Origin of the sequence: Rhizobium leguminosarum, assembly GCF_010668065.1 — a bacterium.
Taxonomy (GTDB): Bacteria; Pseudomonadota; Alphaproteobacteria; order Rhizobiales; family Rhizobiaceae; genus Rhizobium; species Rhizobium leguminosarum_S.
The window spans coordinates 438,029-459,766 of sequence record NZ_WUEN01000004.1 but is presented as its reverse complement, the minus strand read 5'-3'; the positions used below and the strand labels follow the sequence as shown (position 1 = coordinate 459,766).

Below are 21,738 nucleotides of genomic sequence, written 5' to 3'. Positions count from 1 at the left end.
AGAGCTAAGCTTGGCCGCTGCCCAAAAACAGACGTCGCCAGAGACAGGGCCGGACGGCTCGATTGCGATTTCTGCGTGTCTGCCCGGCCGTTTGGTATTGCATCCACTGATTCCAAAGGAGACGCCGCTCCTTCAGGCCGGATCGCGCTATACGACTTCCACCGCCTCTAGTATCCACGCTGTTCGCTCCGCGAGTTCGGGGATCTTGGCCAGGTAAGACTGATAGTGGGACGTCATGCGGTGTGCCTCGACGGCGGCGGCGTCCTTATAGAGTTCATCGAGTACATAGCGCTCGCCATGTGTTCGGTCGCGCCAGACATCCCAGCGCAGATTGCCAGGCTCAGCCCGGCAAAGCGGTGCCATACCCACAAGCAATGTTCGTAGCTCTGCAGCCTTGCCAAGGTGGGCAGTGAGGATGGCAGTGATTTTCGTCGGGGTCTGCGTCATTCCATGACTCCTGCGAATACACGAGGGGAGAACTCGTGGACACGAGTTGCGGAGCGTTGAAGCTGCACTATCGACGCTTCATCGTCCTCAATGCAGCTTCTGATCAGATCAGGCAGAGACAATCGCCCGGTCGAGTGCCTCGACAAGCTTAGCCGCAAGGGGATGATCGGATCGCGGGTTCTGGCCAGTGATGAGCTCGCGGTCCACGATCACATGGGGGGAGAAGTCGACGGGATTCGTCGTGACCTCGCCGCCGGCCATCCCCAATGCATCGGGCATTGTGAAATAGAGCTTACCGTGAAGGACCTGCTCTTCGATTGGTTTCTCCTCGCTCCCGGAGAAAACCGTCATCTTGTAACCCGCATACTGCCAGCCCTTGGCGAGTTCAGATGACTTGGAAACGTCGCCGGCAATCAATGCAGCCCGATACTCTTTTGCGCGCGGCAATGCGGCGAGAGAGGCTATGGGGCCGTGGCAGAGTAAGGCCGTCGGTTTTTGACGGGAATGAAAGTGGCGCAGGATCTCTCCGAGGTCTGCGTCCTGCATAAGATCGACCACCGGGGCTTGACCGCCTGGCACGAAGACGCCCGCATAGCTATCGAGACCGCCCACCATTACCGATCGCAATGTCCTGACGTCGTTCATCGCCGGATAGTCGTCGAAGAAAGCCCGGCCGTGCCTATAAGCCGCGTCGTTGTCGTCGAAATGCTGCGCCACGTCAGACACGGGGTCTATGTGCGGCTTTGTGCCGTTGGGCGTGGCCAGCACAATCGCGTATCCCGCGTCAACAAGTGCCATGGCTGGTACCACTGTTTCGTTGAGATATTGGCCGGTCGGACCCGTATCGCCCCCCTGAATTTCAATCCGGGTAGCATTTGACCCGACGACAAGAACTTTTCCCTTGCTCATAGTATGCTCCTCACTCGATGTGAATTGGGTGCCGTAGTCCGGTGGGTCACGATGTCAGAGCCCACCAAGAGTTATTCCCTACGGAGAAACGTCCTCGTCCTACCCGATCTATCGGGCCGCCTTCACAATGATCTCCGCAACATCCCCAGGATGGGACAGCATTGCGACATGGCCAGACGGCACTTCGACCATTTCGGCGTTCGCGGTCTTCACCTGGTCCCTCTGCAACGCGGGGGAGATGATCTGGTCGTCCGTCGCCACAACCATGAATGACGGTTTGTCGCGCCAGGCGGGATGCCTGACGGGCGCGGTGGTGGCGCGCACGTGGAATCGGCCTTGTACGACTGCAACGAGTTCCTTTTCCTCCGGGGACAGGCCCGCCGCAAAGTACTTCGAAATGCCGTCATCGGTTATCTTGAGGTACCCATCCTCGTCCTTGACGTATGTCGTGCGGCTTTCCTGGTCCGGATATTTGGAAGCGACGTCGACCAGCGATTGCCCAGCATCAGGAGCGTAGGCAGCCACATAGACTAATGATTTGACCTTCGGGTCACTACCCGCCTCGGTGATGACGACACCGCCCCACGAATGCCCGACAAGCACGACGGGGCCTTCGGCATCGCGGATTGCCCGCTTGGTGAAAGCCACGTCGCCCTCCAGGGACTCCAACGGATTTTGGACGGCGAGCACCTTCAACCCGGCATCTTGCAAGAGTGGGATGACCTTCTGCCAGGACGATCCGTCCGCGAACGCGCCGTGAACGAGGACGACGGTCTTGGCCCGGGGATCGGCCGCAATTGCGAAAGAGGAGGTGGATGCGAGAGCCACCAAGACGGAACAGATAACTCGAAGGATTCGGGACATGTTATGCTCTCCGATGAACGATCCCTGTATACTCATCCGGCAAGGCCACCCACGCACGTTAATTGTCGCTAAATTCCGCGATTGTGACGTGGCGGCGACTGTGAAGCCAGGTGCTATCAGGCTTTCCGCTCAGTGCCATCCCCCTACGCAATCTTGCTGAAGGGGGCCGGGCCTGTCCCGTCGAGCGCCGTGCAGAGCCATTTGCACGAGGAAACGGGCCAGTCTGTGGAACGTCGGAAACACGCATCGGACAGGGAATGTTCGCCAATCCATCGCCAATCGATCTCAGTGGTATAAAGGTAACCCTTCTGCGCCTCGGCCTTCGAAGTCGTGAGCAAGTTCAAGACGCCTGGATCTGCATTGACAGTCCGCTATCCGAGGAGAAAGCCATGTTCGGACGACACGGTTGGGGAGACTGGGCACGGTAGAGAGACTGCCGCTGTTCGACAAGCGGGCACTCTCCGAAAGCAGCGAGTTTGAACACCGCATAGGTCTTGGCGATGCCCGACAGCTTGAGTTGTGCGGGTCCGGTTCCTGGTGCCAGGGAAAGGAGGGACTTGTCGATTAGATTGCCGATCGATCCAACAATATCTTTTTGCTCGAAGTCGTCGTCCTCCATCAGGGCGACGGCAGCATCCAGCGAGAACTCGCCCGAGAATACTGACAGCGCCCTGAATACCCGTTGATCCACGTCGGACAGAAGCGCATAACTCCAATCCATCATCGCTTCCGCTGTCTGGTGCCGCGGGGCTGCGCGTCGGCCACCGCTCCATCTCAAGGCGAGTTGGTTGTCCAACATTTCCGCGACCCGGTCGAGGCCATATCGTCCCATGCGGCTTGCCACCAGTTCAATCGCAAGCGGATTGCCGTCCAATCTCCTGCAAATCGCCGCGATTGTCGCTGCCTGTCCGTCGACGAATGGCTCCAGATAACCGCTATCAACTGCACGCCTCACGAAAAGCTGTATCGCGGGCCAAAGTAACGCCTGCTCCACAGTCAAGTGCCCTGTGTGCGGAGGAACGCCAAGCGGCCGCAGAAGGTATACGGCCTCGCCGGGCAAGCGAAGGGCTTCTCGACTCGTGGCGAGAATATGCACCTTGGCCGTCCGCCCCAATAGCGAAGCGACGATATCAGCGGCGATGTCGATAACATGTTCGCAATTGTCCAGAATCACGAGGGCATGTTGTGTGGATAGGTGGCTGACGACGTCCTCGACTACATCATTCCCTGAAATGGCGATGTCTAGGGCCAAGGCAATCGTTCTTAACACAGCCGCTTCATCGTCGACGGTGCTGAGATCGACAAAACGCACTTGATCGAACATGGGAAGGTCAGGGGCGACCAAGACGGCAAGGGTCGTCTTCCCAATCCCTCCCGTACCTACAATGGTGACAAAACGGCGTTCAGACACCATCTGCGAAAGCTTGGATATATTTTCGTCCCGGCCGACGGGATGGCTCAAGCGAGGCGGGAATGTCTTTGCGATGCGAGGAACCGCGTAGGGTGGCTGACCATAGCTCAACGGTGCATTCCAGGCCTGCGTCGACTCCTGCGCCTCTTTCCAGGTGACCGGAGCGACGAAGCTGTAGCCGCGACCCGCTATGCTGACGATATAGCGATCACCGTTTTCGCCACAGCCGATCTCTCGCCTGAGGTGTGTCATCTGCACTCTGATGTTGGAGGCTTCGACATTGAGGCCGGGCCACGCGAACGCCATGAGTTCCGCGTGCGAGAGAACCTGTCCGTGGTTCTGGACGAGCGCAACAAGGATGTCGAAGGCGCGGCTTCCAATTGGAATCAGATCGTTGCCTCGCAGAAGAACCCTGGCAGCCGGGTCCAAGCGATATGGTCCAAAGCTGAAGCAGCCATCTCTCTCGTGATATCCCATTTCAGTTGCCCTCAATGGCAAGCCCTCGGTGGAGCAGTGAAATGCACATCTGTTCATCGTTGATATTACAGGAGCCGGCCGCCAACGGAGGGTAAAATCCGGTAAATAGTAGGGCGGCTTCTTTCGCGACGCGGCACGATCCTTGTCCTGGTGGCCGAAATTTCACGGACTTTGACCACAATTTGCGCGCTGGGGACGCCCTTCAGGCGTAAGTTTCAATCATGCGGCCGTTAGTGGTTAATCGATACGAGCGAACCGCTCTGCGTTCGAGCCTTGCCTGAACGTACGTCAAGCTTCTCGAGATTGTGCGCCAAGGACATGGAGTAAAGCTAATGTCCACAGCAGCTCTTTTTCAACCCATCAAAATCAGGGGCCTAAATCTCGTCAATCGCATCGTAATCGCCCCGATGTGCCAGTACTCTGCGGAGGATGGCTGTATGAATGATTGGCATCTCATTCATCTTGGGAAGCTCGCATTGTCGGGCGCCGCATTGCTGACCATCGAGGCAAGCGCGGTTGTGCCGGAAGGCCGCATAACCTACGCCGACCTCGGCTTGTGGAACGAGCAGTGCTATGCGGCGATGGGACTTGTTCTTGAGAGCATACGTCGCTGGACGGACATGCCGATTGGGATACAGCTCAGCCATGCCGGCCGGAAGGCATCGACTGAAGTTCCCTGGAAGGGCGGAGGACAGATACCACCGACCGAAGCACTGGGCTGGCAGACTGTTGCTCCGTCGGAGCTTAGGTACAGTAGTAAAGGGACGTTCCCCCCCGAATCCTTGGATAAGGAGGGTTTGAAGCGTGTTCGTGATGCATTCGCGACCGCCGCAAGACGCACCGCCAAGCTTGGCTTGGATTTGGTGCAGGTCCATGCCGCTCACGGATATCTCCTCCACCAGTTCCTCTCTCCGTTGAGCAATCGCCGTGGCGATGAGTACGGAGGATCCCTGGCTAATCGGATGCGTTTTCCCCTTGAAGTATTTGATGCCGTCCGCTCGGAGGTGCCTTCCGAGATGCCGGTCTCGATCAGGGTGTCCGCCACGGATTGGGTTGATGGCGGCTGGGACCTGGAGCAGACACTTCAATTCGCTGCCGAGCTGCAGCGGCGCGGTTGCGACGCCATTCACGTCTCCAGCGGCGGCTTGCATCCTGGTCAGCGCATCCCGGTCGGACCAGGATATCAGGTCCCGTTTGCCCGTACTGTCAAGAATGAGGTCAAGATGCCGGTCATCGCCGTTGGACTTATAACAGGCTTCGATCAGGCCGAAGCTATTGTTGGAACGGGCGACGCGGACATGGTGGCGCTCGGTAGGACAATCATCTTCGACCCGAACTGGCCATGGCATGCCGCAGCGGAGCTTGGCGGCAAGGTGCGCGTTGCTGCGCAATATCTGCGCTCCCAACCCAGCCGTTTCAGAGACCTGTTTGCGAACGAGTAATCTGCGGCGCCTTAAGGACGTCGGTCGACGTAATGCGCATTCTTGTGGGTGATGTTTGTCGGCAGGCGATGGCTGTGACATACTACATCGAACTTGGGGTACGTCCGTCCAATTTTGGCGTCGATGACACGCCCCTAAGTGCTCACCTGAAATTGCCGCAACCACCAGTGTGATTGACCTGGATGCCGTTGTGAGCCGATCATGCGCGACGGGAGAACAATGGCTTCGACGGAGCCGGACAATGTAGTCGCATTTGGCCCCTTTCGTCTCCACGGGGAGCATCGCCGCTTGTTTTGCGGTACCGAAGAGGTTCAGCTTGGCGGTCGCGCCATGGAGATGCTCGCGACGCTGGCCGGGAACAAGGGCGAAGTTGTCAGTAAGGAAGATCTCTACAACGCGGCGTGGCCCGGCATCTTCGTTCATGAAGCCAATCTGAAAGTGACAATCGCTTCGCTCAGGCGGGCACTTAGGGAATATTCTCCCGGAGGTGACTACATCCGCACCTTCGTGGGCCGCGGTTATTGGCTGAGCGATCATGTAGATGTTGGAGACATGCCGCGCATCGCGGATCTGCCTGTCGTGGCAAATACACGCTTTCCCGAATTGGGCACCGTTGTCGGGCGGGATGCCGAAATCGCTGAACTGCGAGGCAGGATCACTGCCAACCGACTGACGACGATCGTCGGTCCCGGGGGCATTGGAAAGACAACAGTTGCAATCGCGACGGTGCAACCACTGGAGGACGATGAGGGCGGCCTCGTCACCTTCATCGATCTCGCTCGGGCGGCAAGCGAGGAATTCGTCATCCCTTCAATTGCTACGGCGCTCGGCATCAGTTCCGGCAGTCAGGATCGGCTCGAGGCGATCTCATCGATCCTCGCTCGAAGGAAGACCCTGCTTCTATTGGATACCTGTGAGCATGTACTCAATGCCGTCGCGCATCTTTGCGATGTCATCCTCGCGAACACTAGGGATGTCAAGATCGTCGCGACCAGCCGGCAAGTTCTCCGTGCGAAGCGAGAGGAGGTGTTCTGGCTCGCTCCGCTGGAAGTTCCTCCGCCTCGCCGCACCTACACGGCGGAACAAGTTCTTCGCTACTCTGCAGCCCAACTTCTCATCGAACGAGCGTCCGAGAAGGGGAAATACACATTGGAAGATGGAGATGCCTCTGCAGTCGCCGAGATATGCAGACGGCTCGACGGGTCGCCTCTCGCTATCGAGCTAATTTCGTCCCGGCTGACAGGCCTAAGTGCTCCGGAAGTACTCGGTGAGCTTGGCGAGCAGTTCAACACACTGGTTGACCGTGACCAGGAGGGACCGCCTCGCCAACAAACCCTGCTCGCGACCATGCAGTGGAGCTACGAGCTGCTCACAAAGAGCGAGGCGGCCGTTTTGCGCGCCATATCGATCTTCATGGGTACGTTCGATTTGGATGCGGTTGTCAGTGTTGTCGCTCATCACTGCCTAGATCCGACCGACGTTTTTGATGCCGTCGCCGGGCTCCGTGCTAAGTCGATGCTGAGCGTTGAGCAGATAGCAGGCGAAATGCGATACCGCCTTCTCGACAGTACTCGCGCGTTCGCAGGGAATCTGCTGGAAACCTCCGGGGAAATGCCCGCTGTGTCGGGGGCCCATGCTCGTCTCATGCTGGGAAACTTCGCCCGAGCGAACGCCGATCAGTCAAGACTTCCAGCGCGACAATGGTATGCGGCCTACGCCAGTCATGCGGACGATTTGCGTTCGGCCATTGGCTGGGCGCTCTTTCGTCACGGAGATCCGCTCCTCGGCATGCAACTGGTCGCATCCGGCATACCACTATGGCATGAGTTGTCGTTGAGCGAAGAGGCCCGGAGGAACTGCGAACATGCGCTCGCCGAGTTTGATCGCACGGGCTGCGCCGACATGTCGTTGAAACTCAAGCTGGTCGTGGGGCTTGCGGCCGTAAACAGCTACCTGTCAGCCGATGCTGGGGAAGCCATCAAGACCATTGAAACTGCCATCAGGCTTTCGCGTCTGATCGGCGATACCAATGCCGAGTGCCAGGCACTGGGCGCTCTGGCGAGATATCGGCTCCTGCCTGGCAACCAGACAGAGGTCCGGAAAATCCTCAAGGAGTTGAAACGCGTCGCAACGAACTCGAAAAATCGCCCGGCACAGTGGGAGCATGAGATTCTTCTTACAGAATTGGAAATCATTCACTGCCAATACCCACCCGCGATCGCCAGGATGGAGCGGTTGAGCCAGGAGGTGCGGCGCTTTCCCGATGGGACTGCTTCTCGCTTTGACCTAGACCCGAAAATTAGGAGCGAAACGACACTGGGCGCACTTCAGTGGCTGGGCTCTGTCAGACCCGGAACGGGGCTGAACACAGTAAAGATTTGCGCACGCGAAGCCCTGGAACTACATCATGGTTGGACCCTCATCTCGTGCTACACCCACGGGGGGCTTTTTACTCTAAGCGAATGTCAGGAATGGTCTCTGGCTACGCAGTACGTCGAGCAACTGAAGGATACGATTTATCGCCACGGGATGCCGACGTGGATCCCCGTCGCAAACTGCTACGCCGAAGCACTTTACGTACTTTCCGGAGCACGACATGATCCCGATGGGCCTATGTCGGCGTTCGACGAACTTCGTACCGGCCTTCGGCAGTTGGGACGGCATGCGTATTATGCGCTCCTGATACGCGCCCTCTATGCAATCGGACACGTTGATGAGGGCGTACGGATTCTCGACTATTTGTTCGAGATAGGACCCCAGCGTTCGATGGTTCCTGAACTGCTACGTCTCAGGGCTATCAAGGAACGATCGATTGGACGGGACGACGACGCGCTCCGCACCCTTCGGCAATCGGTCCAGGCCGCGGAGGACAACGGTGCGTGGGGATGGCACATTCGCAGTGCGACCGACCTAGCAGTTCTGCTCAGAGACCGTTTGCAGATTGATGACGCCAAGAGCGTCATCGAGCCCGTATACGGCCGGTTCATCGATGGTTTCGATACTCCCGACTTGCAGAGAGCCGGAGATATTCTGTCGGAGTTGCGGGGTTTTGGACGAGTCCCCGGCTCGTAGTTGCAACGTGCATCCTCAAACGGCCGCCAACCTCCCCGTGGCTTAGAGGCCGATCGGATTCTTCGCCAGCCAGCCGTGGATCGAGTGGACCACGACCGATCCCTCGCCGACGCTGGAGGCAACGCGCTTGACGGATCTGGCACGGACGTCGCCAACCGCGAATATCCCTGGGACGCTGGTTGCATAGGGCGAACCGTTCGGGGCACCAGCATGGTCATAGCCGGCCAGGATGAAACCGCGATCATCGAGTTCGACGCAACCGTTGAGCCAGTCAGTGTTCGGAACAGCCCCGATCATGAGAAAGAGGTTCGACATCGCATGTTCGAATTCATATTCCCCGCGTTGTCGCCATTTCACCGATGAAAGGTAGTTCTCGCCGACAAGCGAGGTGATCTCGCTGCGGGCATGCAGGGTGATCCGCGGGGACTGCACGATGCGGCCGACCAGATAGTCTGACATGGTCGTCGAAAGACCATCGGCCCGGACGAGGAGATGGACGCGCCGGGCTCGCGAGGAAAGGAAGATCGCCGCTTGCCCAGCGGAATTTCCGCCGCCCACCACCGCGACATCGGCGCCTTCACAAAGCTGCGCCTCGATCGAGGTGGCCGCGTAATGAATTCCCTTGCCTTCGAAATGCTCGGCCTCTGCGATGTCCAGTCTTCGATACCGTGCGCCGGTCGCAACGACGACGGATCGGCCAAGCACCGCATTGCCGCCTTCCAGATGCACCGCAAACGGATAGCAGGCGCACTCCAGGCGCCCGGCAGCATCAGCGACGGCAAACCGCGCGCCGAACCTTTGCGCCTGTATCTGCGCTCGCCGGGCAAGATCCTGTCCCGAGATACCCATCGGAAATCCGAGGTAGTTCTCGATCCGTGAACTCGTGCCTGCCTGGCCGCCCGGCCCGACCGCCTCGACGACCAGTGTGTCCAGGCCCTCGGATGCGGCATAGACCGCGGCGGCGAGACCGGACGGCCCCGCGCCGACGACAACTACATCGTACACATGCGCAGGATCCAGCCGCTCCGTGATGCCGAGCGCCTCAGCAAGGTCGCGATTGGCAGGCCGGCTAAGTACCCTGGCTCCGTTGAGGACAACGATCGGCAGGCTGTCGGCGTCGGCATGGAAGGTGGCCATGGCCACTCGCGCGTCGTCGTCGAAATCGGTGTCGAGGCAGCGATAAGGATAGCCGTTCCTCTCCAGAAACGTCTGGATGCGGACCGTGGCGCCGGCGCGGCAACTTCCCACCACGACGGTGCCGCCCTCGGCATGTTCGAGCAGCCTAGCCCGCCTGAGAATGAACGAGCGCAGGATGATTTCACCGATATCCGGTTCGGCGGTGACCAGATTCAGCAGCGCGGGGCGGGAAAGACGGATGACGGAGGTGGGAACGACAGCTTTCCCGCAGACAATGACTGCACGCCCACTCAGGTGATGCAATTCCCCGGTGAACTGGTTTTCGCGATGCGTGGCAATAAGCGCATGCCCGCCATGCCCGTCGCTCTCGAACACATCGACGGATCCGCTGAGAATGACAAAGAAGTCTACCTCGCGATCGCCCACTTCGTACAGGTACGCGCCACCATCGAACCGATCCTTCTGCCCGAACGGGGCGATGCGCGCCACCATATCGGGAGTGAGGCAGGGAAATGCCTCCCCGGGGATTTCATGCAGCTCAACGGAAGTCGGGCTACTGAGCGTGCTGAAGTCGCCTCTATCGGCCATTGGAGTAACCTCGATCCGTCCCACGCTGCGACGCGCAGGAAAAGAGTGTAGCCGGGCCGGCTCACTGTAGCCTGTTAAGCAGCGCTTATCACCGCGAATTTCCGGGAACAGGGATACGCCTCTGGGCATCTGCGGAAACGACGGTATGACGGCCTCGGTTGGACAAGCGGGTTCGATGATATGCCAGATTTCTCGCGCATTGGCGGCATTTAGCGCGCGTCACCGAGACCAGATGCTAGCCTCTATCCAATTCAAACGAGCATCGTGCGGCGCTCCTGCCTGTCCCGTGGGTACGAACGATCGCTCGAACGAACCGCTGCCATCGAGTTTCGAGGATCCAAGATGACCAGGCTTATCGCTACACTCACTCTGGACGACGCCAAACTGATGCTATCAGCGGCGGAAGCAAAGGCTGTGGAGTTTGGCATCGCCTACAATGTTGCCGTGGTCGATGCCGGAGGACACTTGGTCGCCTTCGTTCGGCAGGACGATGCGCTGATCGGCAGCATCGACCTGGCTATCAAGAAGGCAGTCACGGCGCGTCTCTTCGACAAGAGGACGGACTACCTGGCAACACTGGCCCAACCCGGCGAGCCGCTCTTCGGCATCGACCAGAGCAATGACGGCAACGTTATCATCTTCGGCGGCGGGCTCCCTGTCGCCAAAGAGGGACGATTGATCGGCGCCGTTGGGGCAAGCGCCGGGTCGGTGGAGCAGGACATAGTAGTGGCTCAAGCCGCCGTGTCCGCGATGGACCATCTCTAGCGCACACGCAGAGCGACAGTTCAGCAAAGGAGCAGAAAAGATGACGACCAATATCGAAGGGAAAGTCGTTTTGATCACCGGCGGCGGCACCGGCCTTGGCGCAGAGACCGCCCAGATGCTTGCCTCGAAAGGAGCAAAAATTGCGGTCGCCGCACGGCGGCGCGGCAAACTCGACGAAGTCGCGTCCAGGATTTCCTCCTCCGGCGGGAATGCAAAGGGCTATGAGCTGGATGTGGCCAACAAGGACCAGTTCAAATCGGTTGTGGATGCGGTGGCGTCCGATTTTGGAAGGCTGGACGTCCTGATCAACAATGCCGGGCTGATGCCGATCCGCCCCATGGCGGAAGTGAACACCGACGAATGGGATGCGATGATCGACGTCAACCTCAGGGGTACCCTGTACGGTATCGCCGCAGTCCTGCCGATGTTCATCAAACAGGAAGCGGGCCACATCATCAACATCAGCTCCGTCGCGGGCGTCAAGGTCTTCGCACCGGGCGGCACAGTCTACTCTGGCACCAAGTTCGCCGTCAGGGCGATCTCGGAGGGGCTGCGCCAGGAGGTCGGAAGCAAGATCAGGGTGACATCAATCGAACCGGGTGCCGTCGAGAGCGATCTCAAGCACACGACCAGTGGAACATCGCAGGGCGCGGTCATGGAATTCTACAAGTCGGCGATCCCCGCCAGTTCCATTGCCAGGGCAATCACCTTTGCAATCGAGCAACCCGCCGACGTGGACATCAACGAGATCGTGCTGCGTCCGACGGCACAGGAATTCTGATCGACGGATCGGACCCGGTGCGCGAGCACGCGTCGAATATTCCCAAGACCGGCCGTTTCCGGCCCTGACCTCGAAAGGAGACTATGAGATGGCTTATCAGAGCGTAAACCCGGCAACGGGCAAGGTCCTCAAGACATTCAATAACCATAGCGACGACGAGATCGAGAAGTCGCTCAATCTAGCCCATTCCCTCTACAAGTCACCGTGGTGCAAGGGCGACAGGGGTCCCCGACTAAAGGTTCTGAACCGCTTTGCCAACCTGGCGCATGAGCGCCTGGAGGAACTGGCGCGCATACTCACCCTGGAAATGGGAAAGCGGATCAACGAAGCCCGCACCGAGGTGCGGATCACCGCCGACATCGCCCAGTACTATGCCGGAAACGCCGAGTCCCTTCTCGCCCGTGAGAAGGTGGCGACGTCGAAGGGCGACGCTTGGCTGGAATATCATCCGATCGGTGTCGTAGTCGCTGTCGAGCCCTGGAATTTTCCCTTCTACCAGTTGATCCGCGTGGCCGGTCCCAATCTCGCGATTGGCAATCCCGTGCTCGCGAAACACGCCAGCATGGTTCCGCAGGCGGCGATCGCGTTCGAAGAACTGCTCACCGAGGCGGGCGCGCCTGAAGGCGCCTGGACGAACCTCTTCGCGACGGGCGACCAGATTTCGAGACTCATTGCTGACGATCGGGTTCAAGGTGTGGCTCTTACTGGCTCCGAGGGCGCGGGTAGTATCGTGGCGGCCAACGCGGGCAAGAACCTCAAGAAGTCCGTGATGGAACTCGGCGGCAGCGACGTGTTCGTCGTCCTCGACGACGCCGACGTGGACAAGGCCGTCGCCGCCGGCGTCGAGGCCAGGCTGCGCGGCTGCGGTCAGGTCTGCAATGGTGCGAAACGCTTCCTCATCCATGAGAAGATCGCCGACGAATTCGTCAATAAGCTCGCGGAGAAGTTCACGAGCACCAAGATCGGCGACCCCATGGATGAGACGGTCGGACTCGGGCCGATGTCTTCGATCGGAGCTCGCGACGATATTGCTGGGCAGGTCGAGCGCGCCGTCAAAGCCGGGGCCAGGGTCCTGGTCGGCGGGTCAATGGTCGAGGGGCCGGGCGCGTATTATCAGCCAACGATCCTCACCCATGTGACAAGGGACAACCCGGCGTACTTCGAGGAGTTCTTCGGTCCCGTCGCGCAGGTGCACGTGATCAAGAGCGATGACGACGTGGTCAGGATCGCGAACGACTCGAACTTCGGGCTTTCCGGGGCGATCTTCACGGCGGACGTCGAGCGCGCCAAGTCCCTCGCTTCGCAGGTGGAAACAGGCTCAGTCTGGATCAATACGTCCTCCTTCACCGGACCGGAGCTTCCATTCGGCGGGGTCAAGAAATCCGGCTACGGTCGCGAACTCGCGGGCGCCGGCATTAAAGAACTGGTGAACCAGAAGATGGTGCTCGTCGCGCACTGAGGCCGAGCGCATCACATACAGGCACCACTGTCACGATGGGCCGCAGCCGGCTCATCGCACTCTGAGTGTGCGGTCAAAACCGAAGGAGCAGACTATGGCCGTCTTACGATATCGGACCATGAACACCGCGGCAGCGGAGATCTTCTATCGTGAGACCGTGCCTGAGGTTGTGGAAGGGCGGCCACCGATCTTGCTCCTGCACGGGTTCCCATCCTCCTCGCACCAGTACAGCGGTTTGATGCGGCGGCTGGGGAGGGAATTCCACATGATCGCCCCTGACTATCCGGGCTTCGGCCAAAGCCATGACGTGTCGCCCCCCGGCGCCTTCGCGTACAGCTTCGAGAACATCTCGCGTACCATCGAGGAGTTCATCGACAAGCTCAGTCTTGAACGGTTCGTCCTCTATGTCTTCGATTTCGGGGCGCCGGTCGGGTTCAGGATTGCCGCCCGCAGGCGGGATCTAATTGCCGGCGTCATTATACAGAACGCCAATGCCTACGAGGCAGGCCTGTCGGATGCGGCAAGGCGTCTTGTTTCCATCCCGCGACATGACGAGGCGGGGCTCAAGGAGTTGGATGGACTTCTCACGCTCGAGGGAACCAAGTTCCAATACTTCACGGGTGTGGCGGACCCCGAGAGCATTTCCCCCGACGGCTACACCCTGGATCAGCTCTATCTGGATCTGCCCGGTCGGAAGGCGCACCTGATCGACCTCCTGCTGGACTACAAGTCCAATGTCGACGCCTATCCGGTGTGGCAGGAATGGCTCCGGCAAGCGTCGCTACCCGCCCAGATCCTCTGGGGGCGCAACGACCCGTTTTTCGTGGAAGCCGGTGCCCGCGCCTACCTGACCGATTTGCCCAATGCGGAGCTGCACCTCTTCGACACCGGGCATTTCGCCCTGGAGGAGCGCCTGGATGCGATCGCACCCCTCGTGGCGGGCTTCGTCAACCGCCTTCCCAAGTTTGGCACTTAATGATCTCCAACGCCTTTTCCGTGTCCGCCCGATTGCCGTTCGATGTTTCTCTCGCGGACCCGGGGAATTGGAGCCCATTGTCCAAGACGTGGCCTTATAGCCTTATCTCCGATGGCTGCAGCGCGATTGGTCGAATGCTTTCCGGCTGTCAGAAGCAGGAGCGCACCAGCCATCGCGGAAAGGATGGACGCCAGGAAGACGGCGATCTTCGCCGCAGCGAAATCCGTTGTCTCCGTGAACGCTTGCCCGGCGATGAAAAGGGACATCGTAAATCCTATCCCCGCGAGCGCGGCTGCTCCGAGCAGTTGCTGCCAGGAATATGCCTCCGGCTTGGTTGTGATGCCCAATCGAACGGCGATTGCGCAGGCCGCCATGATTCCGACAGGCTTGCCGACAAACAGGCCTGCCACGATCGCTAGCATCAATAGCTCGTGACCTGACCAGACCGCAGGTGTGATCTCGACACCTGCGTTCGCGAGCGCGAAGAGCGGCAGGATGAGATAGCTCGATCGCGTTCCCGCGTACCGAAGCAACCGATCTGCGGGTGATTCAATTCGATCGTGTATGGCGTCAAGCGCTCTCAGTGCGGGAAGCGAAGGGCCACGCCTCAGGACATCTCCACGCTGCGCCTCCGCCGCGATGATCGTATCGGCTTGGCCGATGAGCGCCCTGAGGTTCGCCGGGGGCCGCGTCGGGATCAGAAGGGCGAGTACGATACCGGCGAGTGAGGCGTGGAAGCCGCTGGCATAAACGCATGCCCATAGTGTCACGCCCAGGAGCAGGTACATGGACACTCGATAGACATGCGCTCGATTGAAAAACCAAAGAAGGAGCCCGAGGGCGACTGAGGCCGCCGCGTAGAGCAGGTTGAGTTCCTCCGAGTAGAAGAGAGCCACGATCGCGATCGAACCGATGTCGTCCACAATGGCAGCCGCTGTCAGAAAAATTCTGAGCTCGACCGGCACCCGGCGGCCCATCATGGCGATGATAGCCACCGCGAAAGCGGTGTCCGTCGCCATTGGGATACCCCAGCCGTGCTCCCAGGGGCCGCTCGGGATCAGCAGCCAGTACATCAGCGCCGGAGCGAGCATGCCGCCAATCGCCGCGGCAATCGGCAAGATCGCGGTGGCGGTGGTCGCCAGGCGTCCGACGGTCATCTCGCGCTTGATCTCGAGACCGACTACGAGGAAGAAAACCGTCAGGAGGCCATCGTTGATCCAGTGGCGCAGCGACATCCCGAATGCTTCGGTTCCGATGAGGAATCCCACATTCTCATGCATCAGCCGTTCGAATTCGTCGCCGACCCGCAAGTTGCTGAGAAGGACCGCCACAATGGTTGCGAGCAGCAAAAGCACGCCTGCCGACGGCCCCCAGGCCGCGAAGTCCAAAGCGGCCGATTGCATGCGGTGACCGAGTCGTCCAAGCATCGCGTCCGTTAGCGAGCTTTCGTCCCATGGTCCATCGTAGCGGCGGTCATTGATGAAGAAGGTTGGCGTGAAGCGAACGCCGCTGACTTGAGCGCTTCGGATATCGGCATCGATTCTTGTCTTCGCCTTCTCAGCCACAACATCGGCCTGCTGCGGTTCCTCGTTTTCCAGTCCAATTTCCCTCGTGACAACGGTGATATCTTCCTCCGTCAATTGAGCAGACCGCGTCATCAGCCTCATGTGGACTTTCCAGAATTCCTCGTTGCTATGGGCGCTCTCGGCCAGTTCTGCAGCTCTCCGTGCAATCTCGCTGCCTGGTATCGGAAGGTGGCGAAAGACATAGCGAAGGCGATCTCCGAGATGGCTGCGGACGCGTGCAATCTCTTCATTTGCGGCCCTGCAGTGGGAGCAGACGTAGCTGCCGTATTCGACCAGCGTTATTTCGGCACTCGCATCGCCGAGAATATGGTCCAGACGCCCGTCGACGGGGCGATCGAGTCTGCCCGGAGGCTCCAAGTGGGTCATGGCTTGGTCCACCTCATCTCACGTTGCGCCCCTAATCGCCATCAAGATCATTCGATCGTCGGCCTATCGAATTATGCCGCTACCGCGCACTTTACTGCTGCCTGGCAATGGGCGTTGTTAAATGAGGTTAAGTTCAGGAAAAGTGTGTGCCGTCGTCTTAGGCCGCCCCAGGATGGAATCATCGAGCTGGTGGCCGCTTTGCGCGCCCAATCCAGTTATTGGCGTTTGCGCTAACGGAATCGAAAGCAGACATTCACTGATGACGCGCACGACTGCGCGTATGGATTCGCTCCCGACTCTTACCCAAGACGCTCCCGAAAAATGGAGGGAACAAGGATACCAGGTCCGGATCAAGTTGTCTGACTGATCGCGGCGCACCGCTGCCGCTTCTTCTGCGGCTTGCAGGAAAGAGCCGTCCGCGACGGCCCGCATGTCTCTTGCGCTACTGGGCAAGATAACCGCCGTCGATGTTCAACTCGACGTCGGTCACGTAGCTTGCCTCCTCGGAAGCTAGATACAGGCAGCCATAGGCGATCTCGATCGACCTGCCACCGCGCTTCATCGGTGTTGCCGCGATGACAGCTTCATTGAGCTCTGGCGCCTGTGCATCCGTCAGCGGCGTGTGTACGAAGCCCGGATGCACGGAGTTGACCCGGATTCCGTCGGATACGTACGTCATCGCCGCGTTTTTCGACATGTTGCGGAGTGCACCTTTGGCGGCATGGTAGGAATGCGCACCCGCAACCGCTGCACTGCCCCAGATCGAGGAGATGTTGACGATCGAACCCGCTTGCTGCTTGCGCATGACGCGAATTGCTTCCCGCATGCCGAGGAAAACACCAGTCTGGTCGACGGCGATCATCTTCAGCCAGTCCTTCATCTCCAGCTTGTCGAGCGGCTCGTAGGCGATGATGCCGGCATTGTTTACAAGCACGTCAAGTCGGCCATGTTTCCTGACGATCGCGGCAACGACCGTTGCCCATTGCTCTTCGCTGGTCACATCAAGCGTCATTGCCTCGACGGCGTCGGGATATGGTTTTTCGGACGGCTTGATGTCGCCGGCGATAACGATGGCACCCTCGCATTGAACAGCTCCGCGACTGCGAAACCGATACCACCTGCGGCTCCTGTGACCAATGCAACCTTGCCCTCGAGTCTCATCTTGCAGCTCCTTCCTGGCTTGATGGTGTCGTGTGCAAAAGCGGCGCTTGCGGCGCGGCGTGTTCTTCCCCGAGCAATCCCGCGGTGGCCCTCGTTCGCCGACGTCCAGTCTTGGGAAGTGTGCTAGTCGCCAGCCGGCGCGAGGATCTGCATTCGCATCACCTTCACTCCGCCATCGGCGAGTTCGGGCAGCTTGGCAAACCACTCCTTCACATACGGCATGGCGTTATGAGACTCAAAGTCGGCTTCGTTGGCGAATATCTCGTAGAAGATGAAGTGTCCGGGGGTCTCACGGTTCTCCTGAAGAAAATAGACCAAGTTTGCGGGATCGCTGCGGACAAGGTCAATGAGAGGAAGCGTGACGGCCCGTAGTTCGGCCTCCTTGCCCGGTTTGGCACGGACCTCGGCAACAACCGAATAGGCTCCACTTGCAATTTTGGCATAGCCCTGGCCCGGGCCTTCCTGTGCGAGCGCGTCCGTTCGGAGAACGGGTCCCGCGAGCAGGCCCCCGAGCAGAATAGCCGAAGCTTGCAGCCGCAGCGTTGTGATCATGTCGTTTCTCCTTATCTTGCCAAGCGCGGTAAGATGGCCCGCTGGCCAAATCCGGGTGCCGGCTTGCAAAGTGATGCTGATGCCTCTTGCGCTTACTTCGCGCTCGCAAGTTGCAGATGCGCCGCCAATGCATCGGCAAACCGCTTTTTCACGGGTCCAAGCGCCTTCACGAACTCCAGTTGTTCCCCCTCCGGGCCCTTGCAATAGATCAGTTCCCAGCCGTCTGATGGCGCAACGGTCACCTTGTTGGTGTTGGCGCTCTGGGGGGCCGCCTTTCGTTCGTCTTCTGTCGAAACACGTATGATGCGATTTGCCCGCACCTGCGTCATGCCACGTCGCGCGGACTCCGCCTCGAGATCGGCGATAAACTGATTGAAGTCGACATCATCCCGGACATAGAAGCAGATGTGCATCATTCGCGGAAAAGCCGGGCTCATGTGCTCCACAGGTTCCGCGAACGCCTTGGGGCCACCCATCGGTTGGTCCGCATCGCGATACTGCAAGAGCTCAATGACGACGTTGTCGAACTGGATGAAGCGCACATCGAGGCGTTGGGCGCCGTCCCTGAGGTCAGGCACGCCGATCGTCCGCGGATTGACGCCGAGCTGATTGGCCAGGATTTCCTGGTCGGCAAGCAGTGTGTTCTGCACGGCGTCGCCTTGAAAGTCACCATGGCGGAAGACTTCGGTCCCACCGAGTACGGCTGTGTAGAACTCGTAGGCGCGTTCCATGTTCTGCACGGTCAGGCCGAAATGCTGTACGCCTTGAAGCCGGGCACCCAGCGAACCTGGATCGCCGGTTGCGATTGGCGTTTGTGCGGACGCAGTTGCATCGCCTGCGAGGGCAGCGGCAATTCCGCCGATTGCAACGCCTCCGGCGGCGCGAAGGATGGCGCGGCGCTCCGGGTCGTCCGGTTGGGTAGCTGGCTTTTGATCGCGAGACATCGTTGCCTCCTGTGTTCGCGGGGTGACTGCCAGAATATTAGCGCTCCAGCACTTGCGAGGGGCGTTAAGATCTGGGAAATTTGGTGAACCGAGCAGCGATCCGGTCAGTACGTACGGTGCTGACGAAGAAGCTGACCGTGCCCCGACTACCCCGCTCGCGTGGAACGTCTCGGCCTCATCGTGGTGGAGGCGTTCGACTGGAACTGTCCGCAGCACATCACGCCGCGCTTCACGCAGGCTGAGCTTGAGCGTTGGCGAACTCAACCAAAATAACCATTGGAGATGGAATTGACATCATAAACAGCATCAAGACAAAAGACGGCTCGCAGATTTTCTACAAGGATTGGGGCACCGGACAGGCGACGGTGTCCGTCATGGGTGGCCGCTGAACGGCGACGATTGAGATAACCAGTGCGGCTCGGGACGCCCCTCGAGGCATCCCCGGCGCGAATCCCAGGACAGAATTCCGAACCCGCAGGAGACAGCAATGTCGCAATGGCGGCTTTCGAAAGTCGCGGCACCGAAAGCCGCTGGTCCGCTGCCGGCCCCAAATCGTTCGTTCAAGATGGAAGGCAGAGATCATAGTCGAGGCATCAGTATGTAGCGGATGTCGGCATCGCCGCTCCATGCCTCTTTGACAGCTTCCAGTGGCAGGCTCGTGAATTGCCTGTCAAAACCTGCTTGTAGTGCAACCGCCAGAAGCTCGCCGGCGCCGGCAACGAGGTCTGTGACAGCCACGCTGCCAATACCGCTTCCGATCATCTCAAGGCCAGTGCTGCGCAGCATATCTCCCCGGATGGCAATTTCATCGCCGGCCATCGTGCCAAGCTGGACGTATCGAAGACGCGGTTCCCCCATTCTTGAACCACGATCCCTGGTTGCCGCTCTCAATACGCGGGCGGCTGGGTCGCCCCATACGAAGTCGAGAACGACATCGACACCGCAATCGAACTGACCCCGCAGAGCTGTATCGGCGTCGGCGTCGAGAACGACCTTCACATCGGCGTCAAGGCGATCGAGCTTCGCTGCATTTCGCCCGACTGCCACGACCCTGCTTGCGCCGAAGTGCCTGGCAGTCTGGACCGCCATGCTGCCCGAAGCTCCAGTCGCCCCAAGGATGAGGACCGTCTCACCCTTTTGAAGTTTGGCCCTGCGTGAGAAAGCGATCCAGGAGGCAAGCGCTCCCGTTACGATCGCGGCGGCATGGTCGCTGGCAAGCTTATCTGGCACAGGTGCAGTCATGGCCTTGGCTACAAGAGACTTCTCTGCCATGGAGCCAAAAGGGGCCTTCGGAAAAAGGAAGTAGACCCTTCGTCCATCCGCGTCGGTCCCGACGCCATCGACGCCTGGAACGAACCCTGCGGTGGTGCCGCTTGCATAATGTCGGCCGGAAGCCAGGCTTTTGACGATGGGGCTCAGAGCCGCCGCATCGACGGTCACCACGGTCTCGTCTTCTCCTGCTTCCGGTTCGCGGAAGTCTTGGAAGGATGGCGAGACGCCGAAGGAATTCACAACTGCAGCCTTCATTTAATTTGTTCTCCGTATCAACAGATCGATGCCACCTTGTAGACACGCTCGCCTGCACGATCTATCTGTAAAAGTCCGCTTTTTGTTCGTGATCGTTCAAGGTGCCGCATGGATCCGCTGTCCGAAATGCTGGCTCTGCTGAAGCCGAAAAGCTACATAACCGCAGGATTCGATGCCGGAGGATCGTGGGCGCTCATCCTGGACGACCTCGCAGGACGCATAAAGTGCTATGCAGTCGTGAAGGGCGGATGCTGGCTGTCGATGGAAGAGAGCGACGGACCGGTCTTTCTGAAGGCCGGCGATTGCTTCGTCCTTCCGACGGGACGCCCGGCTCTGATCGCAAGCGATCTCGAAGCAGAGCCGGAACTCGCGAGCCAAACCCTCGATCCCGATCGCAGCGGAGAGGTGGTGACCTTCAATGACGGCGGTGACGTCTTCCTCGTAGGCAGCCGCTTCGAAGTGAATGGCCGACATGCGGAAGTCATGCTTCAGGCATTGCCTCCCTTTATCCATGTCGAGTCGACGCAAGACAGGACCAAGCTCCGACTCTATATCGAACTCATGATGGAGGAACTACGCGATGCGAGGCCCGGTGCCTTTCAGGTGGCGCAAAACCTTTCTCACATGATGCTTGCCCAGGCGCTGCGCCTGTTCATCGAGAGTTCACCGGGAGGGGTGGGCTGGTTCACCGCGCTGGCGGACCCCAGACTCGCGCAATCCATAAAGGCGATGCATTCAGATCCCTCGCACGCCTGGACACTGGAAGAGCTCGCCCGTAAGGCGGGGATGTCCCGCACGAGCTTCGCCCAGTACTTCCGAAGGCGCGTCGGCGAAACGCCGATCTCCTACCTTGCCCGCTGGAGAATGATGTCGGCAGGAACGAAACTGATACAGGGCGAGGAAACAATGGCCGAAATTTCGATGTCGCTGGGATATTCGTCTGAGCACGCCTTTAGCACGGCGTTCAAGCGGATCATGGGACAGTCACCCCGCCGATATGGGCGAAGTCAAAAACAGAATGTGAACAGTAATCAGTGACCTGCCACGTCTTCCTCCACACCGAATTCAGGATTCTTTGTCCAGGTGCAAGTGCACACCGCCTACAAGTTCAACCAGGACCGCGTCCAGTCGACAAGCGTGCCGATCGTTCCAAAGAACAGCGACTTAGCGGGGGCTTCTAATCGGGCCTCGCTGGCTGCGCAGCGGTTTGCGTTCGAAAATATGCAAAAAAAGAGCATCTCCATACTCAAACAAAACGGAGATGCTCTTCGTAG

At 59.3% G+C, this 21,738-nt stretch carries 17 protein-coding genes and 2 pseudogenes; 9 read left to right on the top strand and 10 right to left on the bottom strand.

Annotation, left to right across the window (positions count from 1 at the left end; all coding sequences use genetic code 11):
• Nucleotides 1-147: 147 nt before the first annotated feature.
• The 4 genes from GR198_RS14385 to GR198_RS14370 all read right to left on the bottom strand — a co-directional run bounded on the left by GR198_RS14385 (nucleotide 148) and on the right by GR198_RS14370 (nucleotide 4,060).
• Nucleotides 148-447, bottom strand: coding sequence for a putative quinol monooxygenase (locus tag GR198_RS14385; protein ID WP_100001988.1), 300 nt, complete (start codon nucleotides 445-447; stop codon nucleotides 148-150).
• Nucleotides 448-555: 108 nt separating this feature from the next.
• Nucleotides 556-1,356 (bottom strand): type 1 glutamine amidotransferase domain-containing protein, encoded by an 801-nt coding sequence (locus GR198_RS14380; protein ID WP_164069148.1) that lies wholly within the window; start codon nucleotides 1,354-1,356, stop codon nucleotides 556-558.
• 108 nt (nucleotides 1,357-1,464) lie between these two features.
• Nucleotides 1,465-2,220 (bottom strand): alpha/beta fold hydrolase, encoded by a 756-nt coding sequence (locus GR198_RS14375; protein ID WP_164022424.1) that lies wholly within the window; start codon nucleotides 2,218-2,220, stop codon nucleotides 1,465-1,467.
• Between the two features lie 340 nt (nucleotides 2,221-2,560).
• Nucleotides 2,561-4,060 (bottom strand): winged helix-turn-helix domain-containing protein, encoded by a 1,500-nt coding sequence (locus tag GR198_RS14370; RefSeq protein ID WP_246705760.1) that lies wholly within the window; start codon nucleotides 4,058-4,060, stop codon nucleotides 2,561-2,563.
• Between the two features lie 380 nt (nucleotides 4,061-4,440).
• Between GR198_RS14370 and GR198_RS14365 the strand changes: the two genes are divergently transcribed.
• A complete protein-coding gene (locus GR198_RS14365; protein ID WP_164022426.1) occupies nucleotides 4,441-5,550 on the top strand; it encodes an NADH:flavin oxidoreductase/NADH oxidase in 1,110 nt (369 codons plus the stop codon).
• Nucleotides 5,551-5,769: 219 nt separating this feature from the next.
• On the top strand, nucleotides 5,770-8,622 hold the full coding sequence (locus GR198_RS14360; RefSeq protein ID WP_164022427.1) for an ATP-binding protein: 2,853 nt from the start codon (nucleotides 5,770-5,772) through the stop codon (nucleotides 8,620-8,622).
• A 42-nt stretch (nucleotides 8,623-8,664) separates the two neighbouring features.
• Here the strand turns inward: GR198_RS14360 and GR198_RS14355 are convergent, their stop codons facing one another.
• Nucleotides 8,665-10,476: an FAD-dependent oxidoreductase gene (locus tag GR198_RS14355; protein WP_246705761.1), complete on the bottom strand. Its 1,812-nt coding sequence runs from the start codon at nucleotides 10,474-10,476 to the stop codon at nucleotides 8,665-8,667.
• A 213-nt stretch (nucleotides 10,477-10,689) separates the two neighbouring features.
• On the opposite strand from GR198_RS14355, the gene GR198_RS14350 reads away from it, so the two are divergent.
• The 4 genes from GR198_RS14350 to GR198_RS14335 all read left to right on the top strand — a co-directional run bounded on the left by GR198_RS14350 (nucleotide 10,690) and on the right by GR198_RS14335 (nucleotide 14,328).
• A complete protein-coding gene (locus GR198_RS14350) occupies nucleotides 10,690-11,112 on the top strand; it encodes a GlcG/HbpS family heme-binding protein (RefSeq protein WP_164022428.1) in 423 nt (140 codons plus the stop codon).
• A 40-nt stretch (nucleotides 11,113-11,152) separates the two neighbouring features.
• Entirely contained in the window at nucleotides 11,153-11,893 is a 741-nt protein-coding gene (locus tag GR198_RS14345) for an SDR family oxidoreductase (protein WP_164022429.1), read from the top strand.
• An 88-nt stretch (nucleotides 11,894-11,981) separates the two neighbouring features.
• Entirely contained in the window at nucleotides 11,982-13,352 is a 1,371-nt protein-coding gene (locus GR198_RS14340; protein ID WP_164022430.1) for an NAD-dependent succinate-semialdehyde dehydrogenase, read from the top strand.
• Between the two features lie 118 nt (nucleotides 13,353-13,470).
• A complete protein-coding gene (locus GR198_RS14335; protein WP_204329395.1) occupies nucleotides 13,471-14,328 on the top strand; it encodes an alpha/beta fold hydrolase in 858 nt (285 codons plus the stop codon).
• Here the strand turns inward: GR198_RS14335 and nhaA are convergent.
• The 4 genes from nhaA to GR198_RS14315 all read right to left on the bottom strand — a co-directional run bounded on the left by nhaA (nucleotide 14,325) and on the right by GR198_RS14315 (nucleotide 18,937).
• Nucleotides 14,325-16,292 (bottom strand): Na+/H+ antiporter NhaA, encoded by a 1,968-nt coding sequence (nhaA, locus tag GR198_RS14330; protein ID WP_312876450.1) that lies wholly within the window; start codon nucleotides 16,290-16,292, stop codon nucleotides 14,325-14,327. The two genes, GR198_RS14335 and nhaA, sit on opposite strands and share 4 nt — an antisense overlap.
• A gap of 430 nt (nucleotides 16,293-16,722) precedes the next feature.
• A complete protein-coding gene (locus tag GR198_RS14325) occupies nucleotides 16,723-17,292 on the bottom strand; it encodes an SDR family NAD(P)-dependent oxidoreductase (protein ID WP_246706239.1) in 570 nt (189 codons plus the stop codon).
• Nucleotides 17,293-17,564: 272 nt separating this feature from the next.
• Nucleotides 17,565-17,993 (bottom strand): putative quinol monooxygenase, encoded by a 429-nt coding sequence (locus GR198_RS14320; RefSeq protein WP_164022432.1) that lies wholly within the window; start codon nucleotides 17,991-17,993, stop codon nucleotides 17,565-17,567.
• A 92-nt stretch (nucleotides 17,994-18,085) separates the two neighbouring features.
• On the bottom strand, nucleotides 18,086-18,937 hold the full coding sequence (locus GR198_RS14315) for a VOC family protein (RefSeq protein ID WP_164069207.1): 852 nt from the start codon (nucleotides 18,935-18,937) through the stop codon (nucleotides 18,086-18,088).
• Nucleotides 18,938-19,078: 141 nt separating this feature from the next.
• Here GR198_RS14315 and GR198_RS35815 point away from each other — a divergent pair.
• Nucleotides 19,079-19,210, top strand: a pseudogene (locus tag GR198_RS35815) (pyridoxamine 5'-phosphate oxidase family protein); the annotation flags it as partial.
• Nucleotides 19,189-19,337, top strand: a pseudogene (locus GR198_RS35810) (alpha/beta fold hydrolase); the annotation flags it as partial. The pseudogenes GR198_RS35815 and GR198_RS35810, both read left to right, overlap by 22 nt.
• 179 nt (nucleotides 19,338-19,516) lie before the next feature.
• Here GR198_RS35810 and GR198_RS14300 read toward each other — a convergent pair.
• A complete protein-coding gene (locus tag GR198_RS14300) occupies nucleotides 19,517-20,380 on the bottom strand; it encodes a zinc-binding dehydrogenase (protein ID WP_312876449.1) in 864 nt (287 codons plus the stop codon).
• A gap of 192 nt (nucleotides 20,381-20,572) precedes the next feature.
• Between GR198_RS14300 and GR198_RS14295 the strand changes: the two genes are divergently transcribed.
• Entirely contained in the window at nucleotides 20,573-21,502 is a 930-nt protein-coding gene (locus GR198_RS14295; RefSeq protein WP_164069146.1) for an AraC family transcriptional regulator, read from the top strand.
• Nucleotides 21,503-21,738 lie beyond the last annotated feature (236 nt).

Bases quoted from the DNA above. Each gene is read 5' to 3' on its own strand.
- GR198_RS14385 (WP_100001988.1), bottom strand. From the start codon at position 447: ATGACGCAGACCCCGACGAAAATCACTGCCATCCTCACTGCCCACCTT.
- GR198_RS14380 (WP_164069148.1), bottom strand. From the start codon at position 1,356: ATGAGCAAGGGAAAAGTTCTTGTCGTCGGGTCAAATGCTACCCGGATT.
- GR198_RS14375 (WP_164022424.1), bottom strand. From the start codon at position 2,220: ATGTCCCGAATCCTTCGAGTTATCTGTTCCGTCTTGGTGGCTCTCGCA.
- GR198_RS14365 (WP_164022426.1), top strand. From the start codon at position 4,441: ATGTCCACAGCAGCTCTTTTTCAACCCATCAAAATCAGGGGCCTAAAT.
- GR198_RS14360 (WP_164022427.1), top strand. From the start codon at position 5,770: ATGGCTTCGACGGAGCCGGACAATGTAGTCGCATTTGGCCCCTTTCGT.
- GR198_RS14355 (WP_246705761.1), bottom strand. From the start codon at position 10,476: ATGCCCAGAGGCGTATCCCTGTTCCCGGAAATTCGCGGTGATAAGCGC.
- GR198_RS14350 (WP_164022428.1), top strand. From the start codon at position 10,690: ATGACCAGGCTTATCGCTACACTCACTCTGGACGACGCCAAACTGATG.
- GR198_RS14345 (WP_164022429.1), top strand. From the start codon at position 11,153: ATGACGACCAATATCGAAGGGAAAGTCGTTTTGATCACCGGCGGCGGC.
- GR198_RS14340 (WP_164022430.1), top strand. From the start codon at position 11,982: ATGGCTTATCAGAGCGTAAACCCGGCAACGGGCAAGGTCCTCAAGACA.
- GR198_RS14335 (WP_204329395.1), top strand. From the start codon at position 13,471: ATGAACACCGCGGCAGCGGAGATCTTCTATCGTGAGACCGTGCCTGAG.
- GR198_RS14325 (WP_246706239.1), bottom strand. From the start codon at position 17,292: ATGACGCTTGATGTGACCAGCGAAGAGCAATGGGCAACGGTCGTTGCC.
- GR198_RS14320 (WP_164022432.1), bottom strand. From the start codon at position 17,993: ATGATCACAACGCTGCGGCTGCAAGCTTCGGCTATTCTGCTCGGGGGC.
- GR198_RS14315 (WP_164069207.1), bottom strand. From the start codon at position 18,937: ATGTCTCGCGATCAAAAGCCAGCTACCCAACCGGACGACCCGGAGCGC.
- GR198_RS14295 (WP_164069146.1), top strand. From the start codon at position 20,573: ATGGATCCGCTGTCCGAAATGCTGGCTCTGCTGAAGCCGAAAAGCTAC.